The organism is Streptomyces sp. ME02-8801-2C (genome assembly GCF_033793965.1).
Classification (GTDB): Bacteria; Actinomycetota; Actinomycetes; order Streptomycetales; family Streptomycetaceae; genus Streptomyces.
In genome coordinates this window covers 730,768-755,680 of sequence record NZ_JARAXP010000002.1, presented here as the reverse complement: position 1 = coordinate 755,680, position 24,913 = coordinate 730,768, and the positions used below count along the sequence as shown (strand labels likewise).

The window sequence follows — 24,913 nt, the reverse complement described above, 5'->3', positions numbered from 1 at the left end:
GAGGTGCTGTTGCGCGCGACGGACGTCACCAAGCACTACCCCCTGCGCGCCAACTCCCTCACCCGGCACCGCAAAGTGCTGCGGGCCGTGGACGGGGTCTCGCTGGAGGTGCGCGCGGGTGAAACCCTCGGCATCGTCGGCGAGTCCGGCTGCGGCAAGTCCACTCTGGGCCGCTGTCTGGTCCGGCTCACCGACATCACCGGCGGGCGGGTCGAGTTCGACCCTGTCCGCGCGCCGGCTGCGTCCCGTACGACCCGGGATGCAGCTGGTCTTCCAGGATCCGCAGGCCTCCCTGAACCCGCGTCGCCGGGCCGGGGAGATCGTCGCCGAGCCTCTGCTCATCCACCGGTACGGAGATGCCGCCGCCGTCCGGCGCAGGGTGGCCGAGCTGTTCGACGTGGTCGGCCTCGCGGCGGCCCATCTGGACCGGTACCCGCACGAGTTCTCGGGCGGCCAGCGTCAACGCATCGGTATCGCGCGGGCGTTGGCGACCAACCCGAAGCTGGTCGTCGCCGACGAACCGGTGTCCGCGCTCGACGTGTCGATCCAGGCGCAGGTGCTGAACCTGTTCGCCGATCTCCAGGACGAGTTCGGGCTCACGTACGTCTTCATCGCGCACGACCTGGGCGTGGTCCGACATGTCTCGGACCGGATCGCGGTCATGTATCTCGGCGAGATCGTGGAACTCGCCGACGCGGAGACGCTGTACGGGGCTCCGGCGCACCCGTACACCGAGGCGCTGATGTCGGCCGTCCCGGAGATCGACGACGGGACCGGCGCCCCGGACGCGCCGCGCCGGGAGCGGATTGTGCTCAGCGGGGACGTGCCCGACCCGGTGGCCAGACCGGCCGGCTGTGCCTTCCACACTCGGTGTCCGTACGCGCGGGAGCTGTGCGCGGTGGAGCGGCCCCGGCTGGTCGACGTGGCGCCCGGTCGTGCGGTCGCCTGCCACCATCCGCTGGTGGCGGCGGGTTGACTGCGTTCGGGGGCGGGTCCGCGGTGGATCCGCCCCCGAACGCCGTCGGTCGCGTCAGGCGCGCAGCCACTCCGTCATGACGACCTCCGCGTCCGTCCGCAGCCGGAGCGCGAACGGGCCGGTGACGTGCAGGTCGCCGGCGAAGCGGCCCATGCCGTCCGCGGTGAGGGCGGGCGGGGAGGCGAGCTGCGGGCCGCTCAGCACCTCGATCCTGGCTCCCTGCGGCGGCAGCAACTGGCCCATCAGACCGTGCGCGGTCACCTCGATGTCGACCGTCAGCTCGTCCGTGCGGAAGGTCAGCATGCGGGGTGAGTCGACGGCACCTCTGACCGGGATGCCGTGGACGAGCGAGTCGAAGGTCAGCTCGGCCAGTTGGGTGTCGAGCGAGTACAGGGCGTAGGCCTCGACGGCCGTCTGCTGGAGCTGCGCCGGTACCGGATCCATGATCGCGGCGGCCTGGCGGAGCGTCTCCTCCAGGAGGTCGTTGTCCAGCGAGTCGTCGCCCTCGAACCCGGTCAGGTCGTCGGTCTCGCCGTCCAGTTCGTCGTCGGCGTCGCCGAAGGCACCCGTGTCGTCAGCGCTGTTCATGTCGGCCGTGCCGTCCAAGTCGTCGGAGTCGTGGGGTGATCCGTCGTGATCGTGCGCGTTGTTCACAGCACCCCCCGGGCGGCGAGCCGTACCCGCAGCCGGCGCAGGCAGCGCTGGCGGAGGGGGCCGATACTGCCGACGGCGATGCCGAGTGCGGCGGAGATCTCCTGGTAGCTCGGTGGCGGCGCGGACATCAGGATGCGCAGCAACTGCCTGCACCGGGAGCCCAGTTCCTCGAACTCCTGCCATAACCTCCGGATGCGCTCGGCCTCGGTGGAGGCCTCCTCGGACTCGATCACCCACTGTTCTGGCGTACGGTCGTCGCTGATCCGGTCGAGCAGTTGGGCGTCGTCCGTCGGTGTCATCCGGTGTGCGCTCTTGATGACCTTGAGGCACTCGTGCCGTGCGGTGCTGGCGAGCCACGAGCCGGCCTTCTCCGGTTCACGGATCCGGCCCAGGTGCTGGGCGAAACGGAACCAGACGGTCGAGTAGACCTCATGCGCGTCCGCGTCGGACAGCCGGTGGGCGCGCGCCACCGACCACACCAGCGGGCTCAGCCCCTCCACCAGCGCCTTCCAGCCCGCGGCGTCACCGTCGACGGCGGACTGGACCAACGCGCCGACCGCAGCTCGCTCCACGTCCCCACCCCTCGTGTACGGCCAGTCATCGTACGCCGTGGAAGGGGGTGCTCCACTCGTCCTGCGCATGGTCTGCACTCGATTTGTCCTTTTGTGGAGGCCTGTCGGCCTCATGGGGCGGGCGGGATGTTCACGACCGGAACCGGGGTCCAGGTGGGCGGGATCAGCGCCGGTACGACCGCGCCCCGGACCTCCGCGAACTCGGTGTTCGCCGCGAGGAGTTGCTGCCTGGCGGCGCGCGGGTCGGTCTCCTTGTGGGCGGTCATGTGGGCGGCGATCAGTGCCGCGACCACCGGGGTGGCGAAGGAGGTGCCGCTCCACTGCGCGAACCCCTCGAACATCACCTGGTCCGGAGTGCCCGAGGTGGTTTCGTGGTCCCCCGAGAGCACACCGAGGTGCTGGGGGGTCTGGCAGGTGCAGGCGTAGGTGAAGTGATGGCGGCAGGTGGCGTACGTGCTGTGCTGGTAGATGTACGGCACCGGGGCGTCGAAGCCGGTGAGGGCGCCGGTGAGACGCTCGCCGGGGGCGTAGACCTTCACCCACGCGCCGTGGTTGGTGAAGCAGGCGCCGAACTCGCCGTCGCTGCGCAGGGCGCCGACGGAGATCACGGACTGGGCGTACTCGGGCTTGTCGGCGTAGGCGGCGGGCCAGAAGGGGGTGGCGCTGGCGTTGTTGCCCGCGGCGGCGACCAGCAGGGTGCCCGGCTGTTCGCGGAGGGCCTCCATGAAGGCGGCGAGGCCGAGCAGACCCTCCGTACTGCCGTTGGAGGTGCCGGCGGAGAGACTGATGATGGCCGGCCAGCCGTCGCGCTCGACGGCCTCGAAGAGCTTGTCGCCGAACTCGGACTCCAGGATCGCGCCGGCGTCGTTGAGCGTGTTGCGGGAGACGATGTTCGTGTTGGGGGCGACGGCCGCGACGAGCCCCGAGATGAACGTGCCGTGTCCCGCGTACTGCTGGAGCACGCCGTCCGCGTCGCATTCGTCGATCTGGGTGTCGCCCTGGACGTGGGCCATCACCGGGTAGGACGCGAAGTCGTGCATGAGGCCGGTGTCGACGACCAGGACTCCGACGGCGCTGTCCGCGTCATAACCGCCCTCGGCCACCGCCGGGTTGGGTCCCGCGCCGAACGGGACGGGGACCGGCTCGTCGCCGGGGCAGGCGTTGACGGGGGCGATGTGCACCACGTGGTTGCGGCTGACCAGGCGCCGTCCCGCGTTGCCCTCGGTCTGCCGGAGCGCGCGCAGGGCGCCCGCCACCGCGCGGTCGCCGCGCCGGTCGCCCTCGCCCGGGTCGCCGACCCGGATGCGGGTGATGCCCGACCGGTTGGTCTCCGGGCTGGCCCGGCGCACGTCGTCGGCGGTCAGGCCGGCGAACGTGGTGAAGTGCGCGCGTACGGTGTCCTCGACGATCCGCGCCTCCTCGCCGTCGCGGGCCAGGACGACGCCCTTCTCGTAGATGAACTCGGCCGCGTCGTCCGGACCCATCGCCAGTTCGACGTCGGGCATGGAGCGCTGGATCTGGTCGAACTGCTCCTGGAAACGCTGAGGTGCCATGGAATGTCCTCCCCCTTGAGCCGATCCCCTGTTGCTTCTATTGAGAGCCGCCGGACCGTCGCGTGATACAGGTGCCTCGGCACGTTTGTTGATACAGGGATCGATCAGCGATGGACAGCGAGTTATCCATGGCCAAACCTGTGTGACGGGGGTCGCGGAGCACTACCATCCGTTGGGTGACAGCGGGAAGTGACACGGTTCTCGAACTGCTTCCGATGGTGTTCGCCCGCCCGAAGGACGCCCTCGCGCGCGCGGAGAACGTCCTCGACGACGATCCGACGCCGTTGCACGCCTCCGTCGCCCATCAGGTGATCGGTATGTGGCAGCGGGACTTCGGCGACATGCGCGTCGCCCTGCGTCATCTGCGGCGCGCACGCGATCTCGCGGCGGACGCCGGGTCCGCGGAGCGCGAGGCGGACGTGCTCGGCACGCTGGGCGTGGCGCTGGTCCACGCGGGCCGTACCCGGCAGGGCCTGGCCGCCTTCGAACAGGGCGTCGACCGGGGTACGGGCCATACACGCGCGCGTGTGCTGTACCGGCGGGCGTACGCGTGGTGGGTGCTCGGGCATCACCGCGAGGCGCTGGACGACGTACGGCGGGCCATCCCCGTGCTGCGGCAGGCGGACGACACCATCTGGACGGCGCGGGCGCTGACCCTGCGGGCCACCGTGCATCTGGCGCTCGGACGCCCCGAGCGGGCCGACGCCGACTTCACCGCCGCCGAGCAGATGTGGGACACCACCGGCCAGGAGCACGACAAGGCCGACGTCGTGGAGAGCAGGGCGCTGGCCGCGTACCGGGCGGGCGACATCCCGGCGGCGCTGCGGCTGTTCGACGAGGCGGCGGAGCGGTACGACCGGCTGGGCACGCCGATCTTCATGTTCTACATCCGGCGCTGCGAGGTGCTGATGGCCGCCGGGCTGGCGCCCGAAGCGGTCGCGGAGGCCGACGCGGCGCTCGGTGTGCTCGACGGCATCGGCGGACAGAGCACCCGCAAGGCGGAGTTGCTGCTGACCGCCGCGAAGGCCGCCCGGCTCGCGGACGATCCGCAGACCGCGATCGCCCGCGCGGCCGTCGCCGTACGCCTGTTCGCCGGGCAGCGGCGCAGCTGGTGGGAGGCGCACGCCCGGCTGGTGCTGCTCGAGGCGCGGGTGGCGACCGGGCGGAAGTCGGGGCGGCTCGTCGCGGACGCGGCGGCGGTGGCCGACCGGCTCGCCGCCTTCGGTTCGCCCGCCGCGCCCGAGGCATCGCTGCTCGCGGGGCGGATCGCGCTCAAGCTGGGCTGGCGGGAGGACGCGGAGAAACATCTGCGGGTCGCCGCCCGTAGCCGGCGCGTCGGTCCACCGCTGGCGCGTATGACGGGGTGGGCGGCGCAGGCGCTGCGTGCGGAGGCGGCGGGGTCGGGGCGGGGCGTGCTGGAGGCCTGCCGGCGGGGGCTGGCCGTCCTGGACGACCACCGGATGACGCTCGGCGCCTCGGAGCTGCGGGCCCGGGCGACCGCGCAGGGCGCCGAACTGGCCGCCCTGGCACAGCGGGCGACCCTGGTCTCCGGTGGGTCGCGGCGGCTGCTGGTGTGGAGCGAGCGGTGGCGGGCCACCGTCCTCACCGCGCCGCCGGCCCGGCCGCCGGACGATCCGGCGCTTGTCCAGAGCCTGACCGCTTTCCGGGAGATCGCCGCGCGGGCGGAGGAGGCCCGGATCGACGGCCGCCCGGTGCCCGCGCTGGAACGGGAACAGCGGCGCCTGGAACGGGAGGTGCGCTCCCGCACCCTCCACATCCGCGGAGAGTCCCCGGGCGCCGAACGGCGCTTCGACCCCGCCCGGCTGCTGGAACGCCTGGGCAGCGGTGGGCGGTTGATCGAGATCGCGGTCGTCGACGGCCGGGTGCAGGTGCTGTTGTGCGGCGAGGGGCGGGTGCGCCGTTTCGAGGCGGGGCTGCTCGCGGACGCGGTGTTCGAGGCCGAGCACGTACAGGCCGGGCTGCGGCGGCTGGCGCATCCGGGGGCGGAGGGCAGACTGCCGGTCCTGGAGGCTTCGGGGCGCCGGCTCGAGGAACTGCTGCTGGGCGCGGCGGTACCGCATCTGGGGTCCGGCCCGGTGGTCGTGGTCCCGCCTGGGCGGCTGCACCGGGTGCCCTGGGCGCTCCTTCCCTCCCTCCGGGAGCGGGTGCTCAGCGTGTCCCCGTCGGCGAGCAGCTGGCTGCGCGCCCAGGAGACCGGGCCCCCACCGGGCGGGCGGCACGTCCTGGTCCGGGGGCCGGGTCTGGCGAGCGGCGGGGCTGAGGTGCCCGATCTGGTCGACCGGTACGGCAGGCCGACGGTCCTCGAACACGAGGGTGCGCGGGTACCTGCGGTGCTGGACGCGCTGGACGGGGCCGCGCTGGCCCATATCGCGGCCCACGGCACCTTCCGGGCGGACAGTCCGCTCTTCTCGTCACTGCGGATGGCCGACGGTCCGCTGATCGTGCACGACTTCGAACGCCTCGGCCGCAGCCCGTACCGGATCATCCTGTCCAGCTGCGACACCGGCCGCCTGGCCAACGTCGGCGCCGACGAACTCCTCGGCCTGGTCACGGCGTTGCTGCCGCTGGGCACGGCGGGCGTGGTGGCGAGCAGCGCCCCCGTCAACGACGCGGCCGTCGTCCCACTGATGCTGGCCCTCCACAAGGGCCTCACCGTGGGCCTCTCCCTGGCCGAAGCCCTCCGAGACGCCCGAGCGGCCCTGCCGGGCGACGCGACCCACCAGGCAACGGGATGGGCGTTCTCGGCGTTCGGCTCCGCCTGAGGCTGCCTCTGGCTGTCGACCGGACGGCGCGCCGCACGCCGTGCCGCCCGGCTCACCGGGCGGCTCGTGTACCCACACGGGTGGGCGCGTGCGCGGTGGCGGGCTGTCAGGCCTGCCACCGATCAGGGGTACGGCGTGTCCGTCACCTCCTCCGACAGCCACTGCATTCACCGATCGACGACGGAACCCACCCGCGCCGACACCAGCCCTGCCGGCGGCGGGTCAGGGCGGAGGTCGGCGCCCCTCGCCGTGACGAGGGCGCCTGGGCCGGCCCGGCGCTTACTCCGACCCCGTACCGCCGGACACCTCGTGCGGGCCGATCCGGCGGGCGCTCAACGCCGCCGCCACCAGCTGACGACAACGCTGCCGGGCCCGTTCCTCCCGCAGCCACGGCAACGCGCCCCTGGCCGCTTGCCCGAGCCGTACCGGTGGTTGCCGACCACATCGATGGACCACCTCACGATCACGCCGACCGCGTCACCCCCCGCCCCTCCTCCAGCAGCCACGGCAATGCTGTCCTGTCGTTTTCGCCGAGGCGGGTGTAGGCGCTGTAGAGGTGGTTGCCGACCGTGCGGATGGACAGGGTCAGGCGGTCCGCGATCTGGCGGTTGGTCAGGCCTGCGGCCGCCAGGGTGACGATCTGGCGTTGGCGGGCGGTGAGTTCACCCAGGACGAGCCCGGAGAGAGCCGGGGTGCGGGCGCCCTGGCAGCGGCGGGCCAGGGTCATCGCGCGGGAGCGGGATCTGCGGGCGGCGCGGGGGTCGCGGTGGGCCGGAACGGCCTGGGCGTGGGCCTCGGCGGCGAAGAGCAACAGGCCCCGGCGTTCCAGGAGTTCGGCGGCGCGGTCCAGTGCTGGGCCGTCCTGGCGGACGAGCGCGTCGGCGTGCCTGGCCAGGGGTTCGGCCTTCTCGCCGGGCAGTTGGGCGAGCCGGTCCGCGACCAGGTGTGGGGCTCCGAGGCGTACGGCGTCGTAGAGGACGTACGCCTCTCCCTCTCCGTCACCGGGACTGGCGGTGGTGGTCGGTTTCAGGGCCGCGGTGACGTCGCCGTGTGCGGACCGTAGCCAGGTGGTCGCCCGGTCGGGGGACGCATGGCCGGCGAGGGCCTCGTCCGCGGTGGCGACCTCGCTCAACTGGGCCACCGCCAGCGCCAGTTCCGTACGGCAGGACGGGTCGTCCGGGGTGCTGCGGAGGCCTTCCCTGGCCCAGGACAGGGCTTCGCGCAGTTCGCCGCGCAGTCGGGCGAAGCGGGCCCGTACGGTCGCGTAGTCGGCCGGTACGGCGGGGTGGGGGGCCGTGCTCTCGGCCGTCAACCAGTCGCCGATGGGGCCCGCCGGTTCCTGGACGTCGGCGCGTTCGATCCGCTCGGCCAGTTCCACGCGCTCCGTGTCCAGGGCCGCCGCGCAGTCGGCCGGGGGGCGGGACAGCCGCCGGGCCCGCAGCTGCCCGGCGCCCGCGCGCAGGACAGGGCCGTGCAGGGGGTGGGCGAGGCGCACCTCGGACAGGGCGTCGACACGGATCAGGCCGTCCGCTTCGAGGGACTCCAGCGCGTCCAGGTCGAGGCCGGCGAGATCCAGCGGGAGGGGTTCGCTGAACGCCAGGCGTTCCAGGGTGTCCCGCTTCTCGGCGTGGGCGCGGGCCGGGTCCAGGGCCTGTGCGGTTCGCTCGCGGATCGCCGCCGTCACGGGTACGGGGCCGCGCCAGAGCAACTCGTCGGAGTCCAGGGCGAGTTCGCCATGTGCGCGCACCGCGCCGATCAGGTCCCGCAGCAGCCGCAGGTCACCCTGGCAGAGGTGGTGCAGTCGGCGGGCGGTGAGCGTCTCGACCGGGCCACCGGCGCCGGCCGCGATCAGCGGGGCCGTGTCCGCGAGGGGCAGCGGCGCGAGGGCGAGCCGCGGCAGCACCTCGCCGGTCCACAGCCGGGACACCGCACCGGGTGCGGACGCCCCGTCCGTCGCCACCACGAGCAGCCGGGTACGTCCGTGCGCCGCGAGCTGGTGGACGAGGGCGGCCGAGAAGTCGTCGAGCAGATGGGCGTCGTCGACCAGCAGGGTCCGTACGCCGGTGAGGAGTTGGACCGCGCGGTGCAGGGATACCTGCTCCGGGAGGAGGTGGGCGAACGCGGCGAAGGGGATGCCCCGGGTCTCGGGCGCGCCGATCACCTTCGCGCAGTCGGTGCCCCGGACGGCCTCCATGACGAGCCGGGTCTTGCCGTGCCCGGCCGGGCCCGTCACCACGACCCCGTGCCGTTCGCCCGCCAACGACCGGCGGACCAGCTCCAGTTCGTCGTCCCGTCCGGTGAACGGCCAGCTCGGTTCCAGGGTCTCGGCGTCCCGTAGCGAAGTCATCACGTGAACTAGAGCAGGGCTACTCAGCTTTGATACAGGCCGACTTGAGTAGCCCCCGACTCAGGCGCCCGGACGTCCGTGGGCCGCAACCTGTTCCCCATGAACGCACGGTTCTGCTCACTCCCGCAGCAGCCGGCCCCCACGTTCCCACCGGGGTTGCCGGCCGAGCGGCTCGGCGCGCTCCTGGCGGGGCGTCTGAAATGGGTGAACGGCACCGTGCTCCACTACTACTTCTTCGACCGGGACGGCGACGGCTCGGTCATCCCCCTGCCGGGGACCGGGGAGACCCGGTGGGAGTCGTGGGTCGGCGCCGAGGCACAGCGCGACGTCGTCCGCGACTGCTTCAGGGAGTGGCTCGACCTGGGGATCGGGCTCTCCTTCGTGGAGGTGCGCGACCGTTCGGAGGCAGAACTGCGCATCGGTTTCCAGACCGGTGACGGTTCGTACTCCACGGTCGGACGGGACGCACTCTCGGTGGGCCTGGGGCGGCGCACGATGAACTTCGGCTGGGACCTGACCGCGCCCGGGGAGCGCGCGACGGCCCTGCACGAGATCGGGCACGCCCTGGGCCTGCTGCACGAGCACCAGAGCCCGTTCGCCGGCCTCCACTGGGACGACGAGGCGGTGTACGACGATCTGGCGGGGCCGCCGAACTTCTGGGGCCGCGACAGGACGTACGCCAACGTTCTGCGCAAGCTCGACCCTGACGAGGTCAACGGCTCCGTCTGGGACCCGCTGTCGATCATGGAGTTTCCGTTCGCGGCGGGGCTGGTCCTCGAACCGGAGCAGTTCCGGTCCGGGGTACGGCCGCCGGGGACCCTCTCCCCGGCCGACAAGGAGGTCGTGCTCCGCTGGTATCCGCCGACGGGCACGCACCGGCCGGCCGAACTCGTGCCGTTCCGGTCCGCTCCCCTGTGCCTCGGCGCGGGCGAGCAGGCCGACTTCGGGATCGCGCCGCCGGAGACCCGCGACTACACCGTGGGCACCTTCGGGGAGAGCGACACGGTCGTCGCGGTCTTCGAGGAGATCGACGGCGAGCCGCGCTATCTCGCCGCCGGGGACGACGGCGGCACTCCGCACAACGCCCAGGTCAGGGTCCGGCTCGTCAAGGGCCGCAACTACTTCGTCCGGGTGCGCCTCTATTCCACCTGGGGATCGGGGGAAACGGCCGTCATGTGCTGGTGAAGCTGGGGGCAGAGACCAGCACATGACGGCCGCGGACGAATCGAACCAACCGTCGGGCACTCGGGGGAGCGGTCGAGGACGTCACCTTCTGGGGGAGGGTGACGTCCTCGACCACGCCATGCGGGTACGGGAACTGTCAGGACGCCGCCCGCTCCCCCGCCTTCTCGGCGTCGGGGTGGGCGAGGCCGAGGTGGTCGCGCAATGTCGTGCCCTCGTACTCGGTGCGGAAGACGCCGCGTTCCTGGAGGAGCGGGACGACCTTGTCGGCGAAGGGGTCGAGGCCGGTCGGGGTGATGTGCGGGACGAGGATGAAGCCGTCGCTTGCGTCGGCCTGGACGAAGTCGTTGATGGTCGCGGCGACGGTGGCCGGGGAGCCGACGAAGTTCTGCCGGTTGCCCGTCTCGATCACGAGGTCCCGGATGGACCAGTTGTTGGCCTCCGCGCGCTCGCGCCATTCGCGGGCGGTGGCCAGCGGGTCGCGGTACATCCGCACCTGGGCCCGCCCCCGGGCGATGGTGTGCTCGCCGAGGTCGGGGTCGATGTCGGGCAGCGGCCCGTCGGGGTCGTACCCGGAGAGGTCGCGGTTCCACACGAACTCGAGGTGCTTGATGGCGGTGGCGCCGCTGACCTGCTGACGGCGTACCTCGTGGGCGAGTTCCTCCGCCTCGGCGTCGGTGTCGCCCAGGACGAAGCTCGCGGCGGGCAGGATCTTCAGCTCGTCCGCGTGGCGGCCGTACTTGGCGAGGCGGTTCTTGACGTCCGTGTAGAAGGCCTGGCCCTCGGTGAGGCCGGCGTAGCGGCTGAAGATGGCGTCGGCGGTGGAGGCGGCGAACTCACGGCCCTCGTCGGAGTCACCGGCCTGGAAGATCACCGGGCGGCCCTGCGGGGAGCGGGGCACGTTGAACTGTCCCTCGATGTCGAAGTGCTGCCCGTGGTGGACGAAGGCGCCGGCCTTCGCGTCCCGCAGGAAGGTGCCGCTCTGCTGGTCGGCGAGGATCTCCTCGCCCTGCCAGGAGTCGAAGAGCTCGCCCGCGGTCCGGAGGAACTCCTTGGCCCGTGAATAGCGCTGCTCCTGGGGGAGGAAACCGCCGCGGCGGAAGTTCTCGCCGGTGAAGGCGTCCCAGGAGGTGACGACGTTCCAGGCGGCACGCCCGTCGGAGAGGTGGTCGAGGCTGGCGAACTGGCGGGCCACCTCGTAGGGCTCGTTGAAGGTGGAGTTGATGGTGCCGGTGAGCCCGAGGTGCTCGGTGACGGCGGCGAGCGCGGCCAGGACGGTGAAGGTGTCGGGGCGCCCGACAACGTCCAAGTCGTAGATTTTTCCGCCCTGTTCACGCAGTCGCAGGCCCTCGGCGAGGAACAGGAAGTCGAACTTGGCGCGTTCGGCGGTCCGCGCGAAGTGCGCGAAGGAGCTGAACTCGATATGGCTGCCGGCCTGCGGGTCGCTCCACACGGTGGTGTTGTTGACCCCGGGGAAGTGCGCGGCCAGATGGATCTGCTTCAGCGGCTTGCTCATGGTCGTACGGTCCTTCCGGCTCAGGCGCTGACAGAGGCGGTGGCGGTGGCGTAGCGGTTGGCCGGACGGCCCAGGCCGAGCAGCCCGCGCAGGGTTTCCGCCTCGTACGCCTGCCGGAAGACGCCCCGGCGCTGGAGTTCGGGGACCAGCCCCTGGGTGATGGCGGGGAGATCGTGCCCGGCGACAGCCGGCCGCAGCCGGAACCCGGACAGTCCGGCCGACGCCAACTCCTGAAGCAGATCGGCGAGTTGGGCGGGCGTACCGGCGAATATCCGGGCGTCGCTGGTGTATTCGTATCCGGCGAGGGCGTCCAGCCGCTCCCGGCGGGCCGTCGCGGCGTCCTGGGTCTCGTCCAGGAAGACCACCAAGTCACCGAAGACGTGCAGGAGTTCGCCGGAACGGCCGGCCGCCGACTGTTCGGCCCGGATCTCCTCGACGATGGCACGCGCCTGGCCCGCGTCGTGCGGGGTGACATAGCCGACGTCGGCCGAGCGGGCCACCAGCCGGTACGGGACGGTCGCATGTGCCAGCGCGGTGACCACCGGCTGCCCCTGCGGCGGGCGAGGGGTGATCGAGGGGCCCTTGACGCTGAAGTGCGGGCCCTCGAAGTCGATGTAATGCAGCTTCTCCCGGTCGACGAACCGGCCGGTGGCGGTGTCACGGATCTCCGCGTCGTCCTCCCAGCTGTCCCAGAGCCGGCGCACCACCTCGACGTGGTCGGCGGCCTCGTCGAAGAGGGCGGCCGCCGACTCCCAGGCCCGTGGGTCGGTCACCGAGGCGACGTGCGGCACGGAGCGGCGGCCGAAGTGGGCGGCCTCGTTCTGCCGGGCGGTGATCTGGACGCGCAGTCCCGCGCGGCCGGTGCTCACGTAGTCGAGGGTGGCGATCGCCTTGGAGATGTGGAACGGCTCGGTGTGCGTGGCCACCACGGTCGGCACCACACCGATGTGCCGGGTGAGGGGAGCGACGCGGGCCGCGATCAGGACCGCGTCGAGGCGGCCCCGGATCTGGTCGGTGCGGCCGTCCTGGTCGAGCGGGTGCGAGGACTGGAGGCCGAGGCCGTCCTCGATGGTCACGAAGTCGAGCAGTCCGCGCTCGGCCTCGGCGACCAGGTCGGCCCAGTAGCGGGCGGTGAACAACTCCCCGGGCCGGGCGACGGGTTCACGCCAGGCGGCCGGATGCCAGCCGGCGCCGTCCAGGGCGACGGCGAGGTGGAGGGGGGCGGAGGAATGGGGCGAAACTGATGCGGACACGACGAGGTGCCTTCCTGATCGACCGTACGGGAAAAACCGGGACAGCGATCAGGAACGACAGAGCGCACCGGCCACCCGAAGGAGGTCGATGTGCCGCCGCGAGAACAACCTCGGACGGCAAGGAATGGGCTTCAACACAACCAGGTCAACAACCAACCGGGCCCACGTCTTCCACCCTTTTGTGACGGCCAGATGAACACTGACCGCCCGCGAAACGCGCCCCACAGGGGCGCGGGGAACTGCGCGACAAGCCCCCACCGGCCCGCAGCGAACAATCCGCCTAACCAGCGGAGCTTCCCGCGGAGCGCTGCGCATGGGCGGCCCAGTCCAGGATCTGCACCGCCGCCCCCGCGGCCTCCAACCCCTGGCAGTGGGCGTGATGCCGGCGGGCGATGGCGTCGAGGTCGAGGTGGGGGCCGAACGCCGGGTGGGCGGCGAGCCGGCGGGCGTAGGCCCACAGGGCGGGGTGGTCGGCGATGCGGTGCACGGCGGCGGCGTCCAGGTGCCAGCGGTGCACGGTGTCGAGGCGTACCAGGGCGACCCACAGTTCCACGTCGGCGGCGGTCAGCCGGTCGCCCAGCAGATACGGGTCCGCGGCCAGCCGTGCGTCGAGCGAGCCCAGGGTGCGCAGCAGGGAGGCGAGCGCCTCGGCGCGGTCGGTGTCGTCGGCGTCGGCGTCTCCGGCGCGCTGCGCGGTGGACGCGGCCCCGTCGAAGTGCTGGGCGCACAGCCGCTCGACGGCCTCGATCTCCGCTTCCAGACCGCACGGGTACAGCGTGGGACGGCCGCCGCCGAAGTGCTTGGCCAGGTCGCGCAGGATGTCCGGGGTGTGCGTGCTGACGATGCGCCCCGACCAGTCGTCGCTGAGTACGGGGGCGGTGGCGACGCCGGAGTAGCGGTGCGCGCTCGCCTCGTACAGGGGGCGCAGGGCGGAGTGTCCGCCGCCGGGGGCGTCGGGGACGGCGGGCAGTTCAGTCACCGGACAGGCCGCGTCGAGGCCGAGGAGGCTGTGGGTGACGGCGATCCGCAGACAGTCGGGGTCGGCCGGGGACAGGTGGAGGCGGTAGCGGCGCGGCACGGCGTAGTGGCCGCTGCGCGAGTCCCGGCCGAGCCTGCCGCGGAAGGCGGGGCCCGGACGGGCGGAGCCGGCGGCCAGTGGTGTGACGGACATGAGTCTCCCCAGGTGTGGTGCGCAGACGTACGCGCGGCGGAAGGCGTAGTCGGGTGGCCGCCGGTAGGGCGCGGGGTGGGCAGCCGGGCTCAGCGCGGGCGGCTGATGGAGCTGCAGACTCGCTGCAGGTCGATGTGCCGGCGGGAGGTCAGCAGCGGGGTCGGCCGGGGTGGGTGAGCCACCCGAGGGGCCTTCGACTCCACGCGCATCAAGTTTCCCTACCTTTTCACTAGGATTCCCGAATGGAGTGTCGATCCGCTCACGGCCCACGTCAAGGGCGTCTCGTACGGCGGACGCCAGGGGCGCCGGGCACGTCCGCCCCGCCCCTTGGGCGAGGGGTCCACGCGGTTGGCTCGTAAAGCTCGTGACGAGACGAACGACGACGCCGGCGGCATCGCGGACCGAGGAAGCAGGGGACGACATGAGATTCCTGGAGCGCGAACGCGCGGCCCTCACGAAGTTGCTGCCCGGCCTCGACGACGGGCTGCGGGCCCTGCCTCTGATGGTGCTGGAGAGTACGGAGAGCCCGGGCATCGGGCTGTTCAGGGAGTGCGGCGGCCCGGGACTGCTGGCGCCGACTGCCCTCCAGGGGCGGGGCGCGACCGCTCTCGAAGCGGTGCGGGTGCAGCGGGCGCTCGGCAGCCGCTCCCCCTCGCTGGCGGTGGCGACGACCATGCACCACTTCTCGATGGCCACGCTGGTCGGGCTGAGCGAAGCCGGTGGTGGTGAGGGCCTGGAGTGGATGCTCGTCCAGGGCGTCGCGGCCGACAACCGCCTCATGGCGTCCGGCTTCGCGGAGGGCCGCAGCGGCACCGGCATCCTCTCCCCCGCCATGACCGCCACGGTGACCCCGGACGGCGTGCGCGTCACCGGGGTGAAACGGCCGTGCAGTCTGGCCCGTTCGATGGATCTGCTCACGGCCAGCGTGATGGTGCCGTGCGAGGACGGCGAGGGCGAGGAACTGGCCGTGGCCCTGGTGCCCGCCGAGTCCGAGGGGCTGAGTGTCAGCGCCTTCTGGGCGAGCGGCTTCCTCGCGGGTGCCGAGAGCGACCAGGTCACCCTGGACGACGTCCTGGTGCCGCCGGAGCTGCTGGTGCGCACCGCGTCCCCGGCGGGCGCCCGGCTTGACGAGGTGCAGACCGCCGGGCTCGTCTGGTTCGAGCTGCTGATGACCGGCAGTTATCTCGGCGCCGCGAGCGCCCTGGTGGAGCGGGTGCTGCGCAAGGACCGGGTGCCCGACGCTGAACGGGTGCGGCTGCTGGTGGAGACGGAGGGCGCGATGGCCGCCGTGGAGGGCCTGGCCAGGCGGGTGGACGAGGCGACCCCCGACGAGTCCGCGCTCGCCGACTCCCTGTACGTGCGCTACACCGTGCAGGACACGCTCGCCCGGATCGTCCCGCGCGCGGTGGAACTGCTGGGCGGGCTCGCCTTCACGGCCTCGGACGAGATCGGCTACCTCGCCGCCTGCGTCAACGGCCTCGCCCTGCATCCGCCGTCGAGGTCACGGATGACGGGCCCGCTGGCCGCGTATCTGGACGAGGCACCGCTCACGGTCGCCTGAGGGTTCCGGTACGGGACCCACAGCGCCGTACGACCGACGCCGACCGTCGCCCACCCGATCGAGGGGGAACTTCGCCATGCCCGAAACGATGCCCGGTACGCGGCCCGACATCCGACCCGGTACCCGGCCCACCGTCCTGCTCACCGGTGGCACCGGAGTGCTCGGCAGAGCTCTGATCGACGAACTCCTGCCCCACTTCCGCATCATCTGCCCGCGCCATCGCACCCCGGTGGACGATCCCCGGGTACGGGAGTTCCGCGCCGATCTCATGGAGCCCCGACTCGGCCTGTCCACAGCCGAGTTCGCCCGTCTCGCCGCCGAGGTGGACGTCGTGCTCCACTCGGCCGCCGCCACCAACTGGCAGTGGGAACCCGACCTGATCCGGCGCGCCAATCTCGGCGGCACCCGCACGATGCTCGACCTCGCCGCCCTCGCCGACGCGCCCTTCTTCCACATGAGCACCGCGTTCGTGGCCAATCCGCTGGCCCCCGAGGAACAGGAACGCTTTCCCGGGGCCGCCGCGTATCTCGCCTCGAAGACGGAGGCCGAACAGGCGGTCCGGGAAGCGCCGGTGCCCGGGGTGATCATGCGGCCCTCGGTGGTGATGGGCGACTCGGTGACCGGCCGGATCGCCGGGGTGCAGGGGCTGACGCGGGCACTGGGGGCCATCGTCAAGGGCCAGGTTCCGGTCATGCCGGGCGGGCCGGACTCGCGCATCGACATGGTGCCCCAGGATGTCGTGGCCCGTGCGGTGGGCGACCTCGTGCGCGGCGGGGTGACCGGGGGCGAGTACTGGCTGACGGCCGGCTCGGAGGTGCTGCCGCAGACCGAAGTCATCGACATCTGCCTGGAGTTCGCGGACCGGTTCGGGCCCCGGCCGCATCCGCCCCGGCTGATTCCGCTGGAGTCCGTGCACCGGCTGCTGCTGCCGCTGATCGAGGGCCCCACGTTCCCTGAGTCGCTGCGCCGCCGCTTCCACACGTACGCGGAACTGCTGCTGGTCTTCCAGCGGGCGCTGCCCTTCGATTCGTCCCTCGGTACGCCGCACTGCGGCCGGGCGGTGACGAAGGTGGAGCTGCGCCGGGCCCTGGTGCGCAACCTGGTCGCCTGGGCCGCCCGCCCCGGCGGAATGCGCGGCCGGCAGCGCGTCCCGTCGGCCACCACTCCAGCGCCACCCCAACAGGCGGTCCAGGAAACGGAGTTGGCGTCATGACGACGGTACCGATCGACTCCGGACTCCGCCCGGACAGCCGGACGCATGTCGCTCACCTCTACCGCGAGCACCTCTCCTCCGGCCGGGCCGTCATGGGCACCGTGCTCGGCGGCATGCTGGAGACCGCGTCCGACGGGGCGTGGATCTTCACCGACGACGGCCGCCGCTATCTCGACTTCGGCGGGTACGGAGTCTTCATCCTCGGCCACCGCCATCCCGCCGTGACAGCGGCCGTGCACTGTCAGGTGGACGCACATCCGCTGGCCTCCCGGGTCTTCCTGGAGCCGGTCGCGGCCCGCGCCGCCGAGGCCCTAGCCGCCCGCACCCCGGTCGGCCTCGACCGGGTGCACTTCGTCAACTCCGGTGCCGAGGCGACCGAGGCGGCCCTCAAACTGGCACGCGCCCACGGGCACACGGCACTGGTCAGCATGGCCGGCGGCTACCACGGCAAGACCCTGGGCGCGCTGTCCGCGACCGCCAACGCCAAGTACCAGGAGCCCTTCCGCCCGCTGCTGCCGGACAGCAACGTCGTCCCGTACGGCGACGCGGACGCCCTGAAGGAGACCCTCGCCGTGCTCGGCAAACGAGCCTGTGTGATCGTCGAACCGGTGCAGGGCGAGGGCGGGGTACGGATCCCGCCGCCGGGCCATCTGGCGGAGGTCAGCCGGCTGTGCCAGGCGTACGGGGCCTTCCTGATCGTCGACGAGATCCAGACGGGCCTGGGGCGGCTGGGCTCGTGGTGGGGGCTGGACGGGGAGGGGCAGGAGGGTGTCGAGGGTGCCGGGGAGGTCGCGCCGGACGTCCTCCTCGTCGGCAAGGGGCTGAGCGGCGGGGTGGTGCCCGTCGCGGCGATGGTCGCGACGGGGGCGGCGTACAGGCCGTTCTCCCGGGACCCTTACCTGCACACCTCGACGTTCGCCGCCTCGCCGATCGCCTGTGCGGCGGCGCGGGCGGCGGTCGAGGCGCTGGCCCGGGAGGATGTCGTCGCCAGGGCCCGGGCGCTCGGTGAGGGGCTGCTCAGGGGTGTGCGCGCGGTGTGCGCGCCGTACGTCGGCGGGCTCGTGCACGAGGTGCGCGGGCGGGGGCTGTTGATCGGCCTGGAGTTCACGGAGGAGCGGTTCGTCGGTGAACTCGTCCTCGAGCTGGTCGGCCGGGGCATCCTGGTCAACCACTCCCTCAACGCCTCCCGGGTGCTGCGTCTGACACCGCCCGCGATCATCGGCCACGACGAGGTGGGGCTCTTCCTGACGACTCTGGGGCACGCGCTGCGGGACGTGGCACGACGGGTGGGCCGAGACCCCGGTCAGTGATGGGGGCGGCGGCGGTCGAAGAGGAGGGCGGCGGCGCCGAGCGCCATCAGACCCCGCGAGGGGGTCCAGGGCCGCTGCCCGCCCATACCGGCGGGGGTGTGCGGTTCATGGAGCTGGAGGGCGAACTGCCGGTTCGCGGCGTCGGAGAGGAGACCGCGCAGCTGCTCGGGGGCGGACACGGCGAAGGACAGGAAGTCCATCGTGTTGCGGGCCGCCTGGTCGAGGGAGAAGTACTCGCGCAGCAGGGCCATGACGATCCCGCGCGCCTCCGCCTTGAACACGTCCGCGAGGGCGATGTCCGGGGCCAGGCAGCGCACCGAACCCTCCAGGTTGGCGAAGGACTTGCCCAGCAGCGAGATGGCCGGCGCCGAGCCGATGCCCCGCTTCGTCGCCTTCTCCAGCACGGTCGTCAGGGACACCCCGAAGTTGATGTCCTCCAGGGAGGCCGTGGCGACCTTGGGCACCAGCGCGGCCATGTCGGCGGCGAACGCGGGCAGGTTGGACCACGGAGTGACCCGTCCCATGTCCGCCCAGGCCCGGGCGAGGCCGTGGCCGTCGTTCTGGGCAAGCGCCATGAGAAGGGGCAGCAGTTGCAGGCTCGTACGCCGGTCGAGGCGGCCGATCATCCCCCAGTCGATGAGCGTGGCCGGGCCGCCGGGCAGCGCGAAGACGTTGCCGGCGTGCGGGTCGGCGTGAAACATGCGGTCGACGAAGTAGCCCCGGTACATGAAGCGCAGCAGGTCCTTGCCGATGTCCGTGCGCTCCCGGTCGCTGAACGTGCCGCGGTCGAGATGCCGTACGGAGGAGCCGGGCGCGAGCGACTGCACCAGCACTTTCGGGGTGGCGTGGACGACCGTCGGCACGGCGAGGGTCGGATAGCGCCGGACGTGTTCGCGGGCCTCGTCCATGTTGCGGGCCTCGCCGGTGAAGTCGAGTTCCGGTTCCATGGCGTCGAAGATGGAGCCGAGCATCGCCTCCATGTCGATGACCTCGTTGAAGCGGGGCGCGGTGCGGGCGAGGATCCTGGACGCCCTGCGCATCAGGGCCATGTCCGCGCGGACCGCGTCCCGGATTCCGGGGCGCTGCACCTTCACCACCGCCGGGCGCCCGCCGGGCAGGGTGACCCGGTACACCTGGGCGAGGGAGGCCGCGCCCAGCGGTCGTACGGTGTCGACGTCGTCGAAACGGCGCTTCCAGTCCGGTCCGAGCTGCTCCCTGAGGACGGGTTCGAAGACCGCGAAGGGCTGGACGTCGACCTGGTCGTGCAGGTTCTGCAGCTCCGCGATCATCGAGGGCGGCACCATGTCGGGCCGGGTGGAGAGGATCTGGCCGAGCTTCACGTAGAAGGGGCCGAGGCTCTCGAGCGCGTGCCGTACGGCCTTGGCGCGCCGGGTTCCGTCGCCCTCCCCTGTGCCTTCTCCCCCGTCGTCCTCGCCGTCGGCTCCGCGCCGGGAGCGGCGGCGGTCCCGGGCCAGTCGGCCGGCCTCTTCGGCCGCGAGGCTTCCCAGGACCTTCACCACCAGCCGAAGCCGGCTGCCGAGCAGGGCACTGCCCATGTGTCACGACCTTCTGTGTGTGCCGCGTTTCCTTGCAGCGCGTGCGTACGTGTGCGTATGCGGTGCGGGAGTGGGCGAGGGCGGGGGCGGGGGCGGTGGCCGACCCGGCGGGGCGGGACCGGCCCCGCCCCGCCGTCGGCTGCCGTGGTCAGCCGTCTGTCGGCTGCCCTGCGTCAGCCGCTGACCGTCAGCCGCTCTTCCTCGCCGCCGGTGCCCGGCCGCCACCGCCCGTCACCGCTCCGGCGACGCCCTGGACGCTCTCCAGGACGCCGACCAGGTTCGCGACGAGCTCGGAGAGCTGGGCAATCTGACGCGGCAGCGCCGCCAGCCCCTCCGCCATGTCGGCCGCTCCCGACACGGCCGACGACGCGCCGCCCGCCACCTGTCCGAGCACGGCCAGCGGATTGGCGCCCCCGCCCGTGAGCGCGGCGAGGGGGTTCGGGGCCGCCCCGGTCAGAGCGGCCAGCGGGTTGGGGGCCGCTCCGGCGAGAGCGGCCAGGGGATTCGAGGGCGCGCCGGTGAGGGCTGCCAGCGGGTTCGGGGCCGCGCCCGCCAGAGCGGCGAGCGGATTGGCGGCGCCGACTCCGGCGGCGGCCCCTGCCGCATTCGCCAGTGCGGCCACGGGATTTGCCACGCCGCCGAGCGCGGAGAGAGCACTGACGGTTCGCAGTACGTCCCCGGGCAATCCGTTCAGCGCCTGGTACGGATTTCCCGCGGAGATCCAGTCCGTGGCACGGTATTCGTCACCCCTTCGGTCGAGAATGTCGTCGAAGGCTTTCTTCGTACTGTCGGCGATATCGCCGATGAAATCCTTGATCGTGTCCTGTGTATTGTTCCTGCCCACTGCGATGCCTTCCTTGTCGACTGAACTCCCGTAACCCGGAAGTCGTTCACAAGAGGCCGGACGCACACCGAATCGCATTTCGGCCGTCCGTTACCTGTGGTGCGCCGGGGCCCCGTCCAGCGTCTGGGCGCACACGAGCCGCAGCCGTGCCCGCCCCCGGGTGAACGCGCCCTCGGCCGCCTTCAGGGAGATCCGGTGCATACGGGCGAACTCCATCGTGGAGATGCCGTCGGCGCGGGCCAGCATGACCTGGCGCTCACGGCCCCGCAGCTGCTGGACCTGACGCAGCAGCCAGCGTCCGAAGTCCTCGTCGCACACGTCCTCGTCCGGCAGCACGGGCCTGCTGACGTGCGCGGTACGGCCCACCAGCCGTCGTCTGCGCTCCAGTTCGCGGTAGTGGTCGACGCACAGGCGCAGCGCGACCGAGGTCAGAAAGGGCCCGATCCGCTCCCGGTCGAGGTTGTCGTGGGCCGCCGCCCGCAACATCGCCTCCTGGACGCAGTCCTCCGCGTCCTGGGCGGTCGGCAGCCGCCGGCGGACCAGTCTCATCAGTCGTTCCTGGTGGCCGGCGATCTCTCCCCAGGACAACTCCCGAAGAATTTTCCCATCGCCGATTACGAACTCGTTTGCACAGTCTTCCGAATTCATGCAGTACACGGCCCCGAAATGCTCCCTTGGTGCGAATCCAAGATATTCGCACGGCCTATCCCCAAACCCGACGAGAAAGGACTGTCCGGGTCAACCAATGGACAAACCGAGCCGATTGCTTACCACTCATCCGAATGGAAAACCGGGGAACCATATCCGCCGCACAACGCATCGTGCTATAAAACACGCACAGCCATTGGCGCGGTGCATTGCTGCAGAAACGTCACATCAGGATCAGACCGATGGAATCTTTCCGTGGCAGCATACCCATATCGGCCATCGAGGAGATGAACTCGCCAATACCGGCCGACCTGCTTCTGCCTCGCAGGTCAGCCCTCGGTCCTGGCTGCGGCCTGTTTGATGGCTTCGCGGATCCGTGAGTAGGTGCCACAGCGGCAGACGTTCTCGATGGCGTCGATGTCCGCGTCGGTCGGCTCGGACGTGCGCCGGAGCAGCGCCGCCGCGGCCATGATCTGCCCCGGCTGGCAGAAGCCGCACTGCGCGACGTCCCGGTCGAGCCACGCCTGCTGGACGGGGTGCAGGGTGTCGCCGTCGGCCAGCCCCTCGATGGTGGTGACCCTGCGGTCCACGCAGTCGGCGACGGGCACGACACAGGGCTGGATCTCCGCGCCGTCGAGATGACTGGTGCAGGCGCGGCAGACCCCGACCCCGCAGCCGTACTTGGGGCCGGTCACATTCAGCAGGTCGCGCAGCACCCACAGCAGCGGCATGTCTGCCGGGGCCTCGACGGTGACCGGTCTGCCGTTGAGGACGAAGGTGTAGCGGGGCATCGGAACCCTCTCGGAAGCGAGGTCGCAGTGGGGTGGGATCGGGTGGGTGCGGGTGAGGTCGGGAAGAGGGCAGCGGAGAGGCCGGCCGTCAGAAGTTGAGCGGGAAGCGTCGGGGCTTGGTGCCCGTGGCCCGGGCGTACGCGTTGGCGACCGCGCCCGCCGCGGCCGGCACCCCCAGCTCCCCGGCCCCGCCGGGGTCCCCCTTGGACGGCATGATGTGCGCCTCGAAGTGCAGGGGGGCGTGCCGCTGGCGGGCGTAGTGGAAGTCGGCGAAGCTGCCCTCGCGCACCGCGCCCCGGTCGATGTGGAGGCCGGCCCGCAGCACGGTGGAGATGCCGTCGATCGTGGTGCCCATGAGCTGAGCCTCAAGTCCGCGTGGATTCACGGCGGTTCCGACATCGGCCGCCATCACCGCCCTGGTGACCCGCGGGTTCTTCGGGTCGGTGGCGTCGATCTCGATCAGGCAGGCCACGCAGGAGCCGTACTCCTCGTGGACAGCCATGCCCTGCCCGTGTCCGGCCGGCATGGTCCGCCCCCAACTCCCGGCGGACGCCGCCTTGTCGAGTACCGCGCGTACGGCCCTGCTCCGGAGTGTGGTGCGCCGGAAGGCGACCGGGTCCTTGCCGAGGCTGCGGGCGATCTCGTCGACCATGATCTCCTCGACGGTCCGGGTCGTCCCGGAGTCCACCGAGCGCCAGGCGCCGAGCGGTATCGCCGCCAGCTCCACACCGCCCCAATCCCCGGACAGCCGCCCGAAGTTGTACAGCCCGCTGTCGCTGGGCAGCGGGCCTGCCTCCCGGATGCGTCCCGTCTGCGCGACCACGGACGTCACCCCGCCCTGCGCGGAGGTGCCTTCCCGCTCCCATGCCTCGCTCACCGAGGCCGTCGCGTGGGCGAAGGCCACCACCCGGCCGCTCTTGTGGCTGGCTCTGATCCGGTGGTGGGTGGCCGGGCGCATCGCGCCGTGCCGCAGGTCGTCGCCCCGGCTCCACATCAGCTTGACCGGCCGGCGGGCCGCCTTGGCGACCAGCGCGGCCTCGATCGCGAATTCGTAGTTCAGCCGGCGTCCGAACGAGCCGCCGCCCCGCATCACATGGACCTTGACCTTCGACGGCGGCAGTCCGACCGCCGAGGCGACGGCGTCCCGCGCGTCCATCGGCGTCTGGGTGGAGAACCACAGCTCGGCGCGGTCCGCGCGGACGTCCGCCACCACGGTCAGCACCTCCATCGGGGCATGCCCGACGAACGCGAACTCGAACTCCCCCGCCACCTGTGTCGATCCGCTCGGCGCCGCGCCCAGGCGCGGGACGGCGGCGCGCAGCCGGGACCTGATGACCGCGTCGGAGAGCGCGGCCAGCGGGCCGGGCGCCCAGGTGATCCGCAGTGCGTCGCGGGCCTTGAAGGCGTGGTGGAAGGTGTCCGCGACCACGGCGACTCCGCCCGCGACCCGTACGACCGCGCGGACGCCCGGCATGGCGCGGGCCGCGCGGTCGTCGACCGTGCGGATCTTCCCGCCGAGCGTCGGCGGCCGGGCCACCACGGTCGGTTTCGCGCCGGCCACCTTCAGGTCGCCCGCGTACCGCGCCTTGCCGGTGATGATGTCCCGCGCGTCGATCCGGGTCGTCGGCTTCCCGATCACCCGGTACCGGGAGGCGGGTTTGGGCTTGCTGGACACCCTCGGCCGGGTGACCTTCGCGGCGGTCGCGGTCAGCGATCCGAAGGTGGCGGTACGCCCGTCCGGTGCGACCACCATGGTGTTGCGGGTCCGCAGTGTGCGCGCGGGCAGCCGCCAGCGCTGGGCGGCCGCGGTCACCAGCCGGGCGCGCGCGGTGGCGGCCAGCGCCCGGGCCGGTCCGTAGAGCGAGCTGACCGAGTTCGAACCGCCGGTGTACTGGTTTCCCTTGGTGCGGGCGTCGGCGAGGGGGATGTCGACGTCGGCCAGCCGGGCGTCGAGTTCCTCGGCGATCATCATGGCGATCGCGGTGGTGACGCCCTGGCCCACCTCGACGCGTGGCAGCCGGACGACCACCCGGTTCGCCGCGGTGACCTCCAGGACCAGCATCTCGTCGTCGGTGCCCGTCACCACGACACCGGAGCGCGCGCTTACGTCCGCCGCCCGGCGTTCGGCGCCCTCCGCCGAGGACGTGTCGCAGCCGATCGGGGCGGCCACGGTCAGGGTGGTCGCCGCCAGTGAGTAGACCATGAACCTTCGACGGGACCACTGCCGCTCCATCGCCACTCCTGTCGGCCCATCGCTTCGCCCGCTGCGTGCGTCTCCTCTGTATGAGGTGCCGGAGGGCTTCGTGGTTGCGTGCCGGGACCGGTCGGTCCGCGAACCCTCCCACCGAACCGGCTGGATGCCTCCCCTCAGATGACTGGAGTGGCGCGCACGGGGGGCGTTCCACCGGGGCTTTCGCCGTCCAGAGGCCGGGAGACGACGTCGAGGTCGTCGCGATCACCGCGGACGGCGAGACGGTCGACACCGTACGACGGGAACGTCCCGACGCGGTGCCGCTGGACATCCGGATGCCGGACGCGTGGCGGGCACCACCAAAGTGCCGCGCGGCGTCCGCTGCCCGCGGGCTCAGTCCGTCCGGTGGGGCCGCGGCGGCGGACGGTCGGGCACCCTCAGGGCCGTGACCGGGCGCACGCTCTGCCCGGTCGTCCATGGCGGCTGTCGTCGCCGACGCGGCACCTCTGGGTGATGTCTCGCGTACGTCGCTCGGCGTGACCGCCTCCGCGCCCTCTCCGGCGATGTTTTTCCGCCAGCGGCGGGCCTTGACGTCCAGGAACAAGAGGCGCAGAGTCGTATATATACACCGCAAACATACAGTGTCTGGTATCGCGCTCAGGGGCATCGCGCCATGACGCGCAGTGAACCGGCGCCCTCCGGTTCCTGTCGTCGCCGCCAACCGTGACCGTCACACCTTCTGCGCGACATGTGCCACGGCCCGGGGCCGATCAGGTGCGGTGAACACGGACC

19 protein-coding genes and 1 pseudogene are annotated in these 24,913 nt (G+C 72.1%); 6 read left to right on the top strand and 14 right to left on the bottom strand.

Annotation, left to right across the window (positions count from 1 at the left end):
• Positions 1-3: 3 nt before the first annotated feature.
• Positions 4-976: pseudogene (locus PV396_RS07795) on the top strand (ABC transporter ATP-binding protein).
• A 54-nt stretch (positions 977-1,030) separates the two neighbouring features.
• On the opposite strand, the gene PV396_RS07790 reads toward PV396_RS07795, so the two are convergent.
• The 3 genes from PV396_RS07790 to PV396_RS07780 all read right to left on the bottom strand — a co-directional run bounded on the left by PV396_RS07790 (position 1,031) and on the right by PV396_RS07780 (position 3,755).
• Positions 1,031-1,564 carry a hypothetical protein gene (locus tag PV396_RS07790; RefSeq protein WP_319202306.1) on the bottom strand — a complete coding sequence of 178 codons (534 nt, stop codon included), beginning with the start codon at positions 1,562-1,564 and terminating at the stop codon, positions 1,031-1,033.
• A gap of 62 nt (positions 1,565-1,626) precedes the next feature.
• The gene (locus tag PV396_RS07785; protein WP_319201768.1) at positions 1,627-2,271 is read right to left on the bottom strand and encodes a sigma-70 family RNA polymerase sigma factor; all 645 of its coding nucleotides are present in this window, start codon (positions 2,269-2,271) and stop codon (positions 1,627-1,629) included.
• 41 nt (positions 2,272-2,312) lie between these two features.
• Positions 2,313-3,755: a S8/S53 family peptidase gene (locus tag PV396_RS07780; protein ID WP_319201766.1), complete on the bottom strand. Its 1,443-nt coding sequence runs from the start codon at positions 3,753-3,755 to the stop codon at positions 2,313-2,315.
• 215 nt (positions 3,756-3,970) lie between these two features.
• On the opposite strand from PV396_RS07780, the gene PV396_RS07775 reads away from it, so the two are divergent.
• Positions 3,971-6,538 carry a CHAT domain-containing protein gene (locus tag PV396_RS07775; protein ID WP_319202304.1) on the top strand — a complete coding sequence of 856 codons (2,568 nt, stop codon included), beginning with the start codon at positions 3,971-3,973 and terminating at the stop codon, positions 6,536-6,538.
• A 463-nt stretch (positions 6,539-7,001) separates the two neighbouring features.
• On the opposite strand, the gene PV396_RS07770 is transcribed toward PV396_RS07775, so the two are convergent.
• Positions 7,002-8,885: a helix-turn-helix transcriptional regulator gene (locus tag PV396_RS07770; protein WP_319201764.1), complete on the bottom strand. Its 1,884-nt coding sequence runs from the start codon at positions 8,883-8,885 to the stop codon at positions 7,002-7,004.
• Between the two features lie 99 nt (positions 8,886-8,984).
• On the opposite strand from PV396_RS07770, the gene PV396_RS07765 reads away from it, so the two are divergent.
• A complete protein-coding gene (locus PV396_RS07765; RefSeq protein ID WP_319201762.1) occupies positions 8,985-10,070 on the top strand; it encodes a M12 family metallopeptidase in 1,086 nt (361 codons plus the stop codon).
• Between the two features lie 136 nt (positions 10,071-10,206).
• Here PV396_RS07765 and PV396_RS07760 read toward each other — a convergent pair whose 3' ends face one another.
• From PV396_RS07760 to PV396_RS07745, 5 genes are all read right to left on the bottom strand, one after another.
• Positions 10,207-11,583, bottom strand: a complete 1,377-nt coding sequence (locus PV396_RS07760) for an NtaA/DmoA family FMN-dependent monooxygenase (protein WP_319201760.1) — start codon at positions 11,581-11,583, stop codon at positions 10,207-10,209.
• A gap of 20 nt (positions 11,584-11,603) precedes the next feature.
• Entirely contained in the window at positions 11,604-12,836 is a 1,233-nt protein-coding gene (locus PV396_RS07755) for an LLM class flavin-dependent oxidoreductase (protein ID WP_319201758.1), read from the bottom strand.
• A 48-nt stretch (positions 12,837-12,884) separates the two neighbouring features.
• Entirely contained in the window at positions 12,885-13,151 is a 267-nt protein-coding gene (locus tag PV396_RS45040; protein ID WP_416071353.1) for a putative leader peptide, read from the bottom strand.
• Positions 13,117-14,007 (bottom strand): glutathione S-transferase C-terminal domain-containing protein, encoded by an 891-nt coding sequence (locus PV396_RS07750; protein WP_319201756.1) that lies wholly within the window; start codon positions 14,005-14,007, stop codon positions 13,117-13,119. The genes PV396_RS45040 and PV396_RS07750 overlap by 35 nt, the downstream gene beginning before the upstream one ends.
• Before the next feature lie 89 nt (positions 14,008-14,096).
• On the bottom strand, positions 14,097-14,216 hold the full coding sequence (locus PV396_RS07745) for a putative leader peptide (protein ID WP_319201754.1): 120 nt from the start codon (positions 14,214-14,216) through the stop codon (positions 14,097-14,099).
• A 212-nt stretch (positions 14,217-14,428) separates the two neighbouring features.
• Here PV396_RS07745 and PV396_RS07740 point away from each other — a divergent pair, with 212 nt between their 5' ends.
• The 3 genes from PV396_RS07740 to PV396_RS07730 all read left to right on the top strand — a co-directional run bounded on the left by PV396_RS07740 (position 14,429) and on the right by PV396_RS07730 (position 18,091).
• Positions 14,429-15,568 carry an acyl-CoA dehydrogenase family protein gene (locus PV396_RS07740; protein WP_319201752.1) on the top strand — a complete coding sequence of 380 codons (1,140 nt, stop codon included), beginning with the start codon at positions 14,429-14,431 and terminating at the stop codon, positions 15,566-15,568.
• Positions 15,569-15,644: 76 nt separating this feature from the next.
• On the top strand, positions 15,645-16,781 hold the full coding sequence (locus tag PV396_RS07735) for an SDR family oxidoreductase (protein ID WP_319201750.1): 1,137 nt from the start codon (positions 15,645-15,647) through the stop codon (positions 16,779-16,781).
• Positions 16,778-18,091 carry an aspartate aminotransferase family protein gene (locus tag PV396_RS07730; protein WP_319201748.1) on the top strand — a complete coding sequence of 438 codons (1,314 nt, stop codon included), beginning with the start codon at positions 16,778-16,780 and terminating at the stop codon, positions 18,089-18,091. The genes PV396_RS07735 and PV396_RS07730 overlap by 4 nt, the downstream gene beginning before the upstream one ends.
• Here the strand turns inward: PV396_RS07730 and PV396_RS07725 are convergent.
• The 5 genes from PV396_RS07725 to PV396_RS07705 form a co-directional block, all read right to left on the bottom strand.
• On the bottom strand, positions 18,085-19,647 hold the full coding sequence (locus PV396_RS07725; protein ID WP_319201746.1) for an ABC1 kinase family protein: 1,563 nt from the start codon (positions 19,645-19,647) through the stop codon (positions 18,085-18,087). The genes PV396_RS07730 and PV396_RS07725 overlap by 7 nt on opposite strands.
• Positions 19,648-19,834: 187 nt before the next feature.
• A complete protein-coding gene (locus tag PV396_RS07720; protein WP_319201744.1) occupies positions 19,835-20,491 on the bottom strand; it encodes a hypothetical protein in 657 nt (218 codons plus the stop codon).
• Between the two features lie 90 nt (positions 20,492-20,581).
• Positions 20,582-21,139: a sigma-70 family RNA polymerase sigma factor gene (locus PV396_RS07715; protein ID WP_319201742.1), complete on the bottom strand. Its 558-nt coding sequence runs from the start codon at positions 21,137-21,139 to the stop codon at positions 20,582-20,584.
• A gap of 329 nt (positions 21,140-21,468) precedes the next feature.
• Positions 21,469-21,930, bottom strand: a complete 462-nt coding sequence (locus PV396_RS07710) for a (2Fe-2S)-binding protein (RefSeq protein WP_319201740.1) — start codon at positions 21,928-21,930, stop codon at positions 21,469-21,471.
• Between the two features lie 88 nt (positions 21,931-22,018).
• Entirely contained in the window at positions 22,019-24,133 is a 2,115-nt protein-coding gene (locus PV396_RS07705) for a xanthine dehydrogenase family protein molybdopterin-binding subunit (protein WP_319202302.1), read from the bottom strand.
• Positions 24,134-24,913 lie beyond the last annotated feature (780 nt).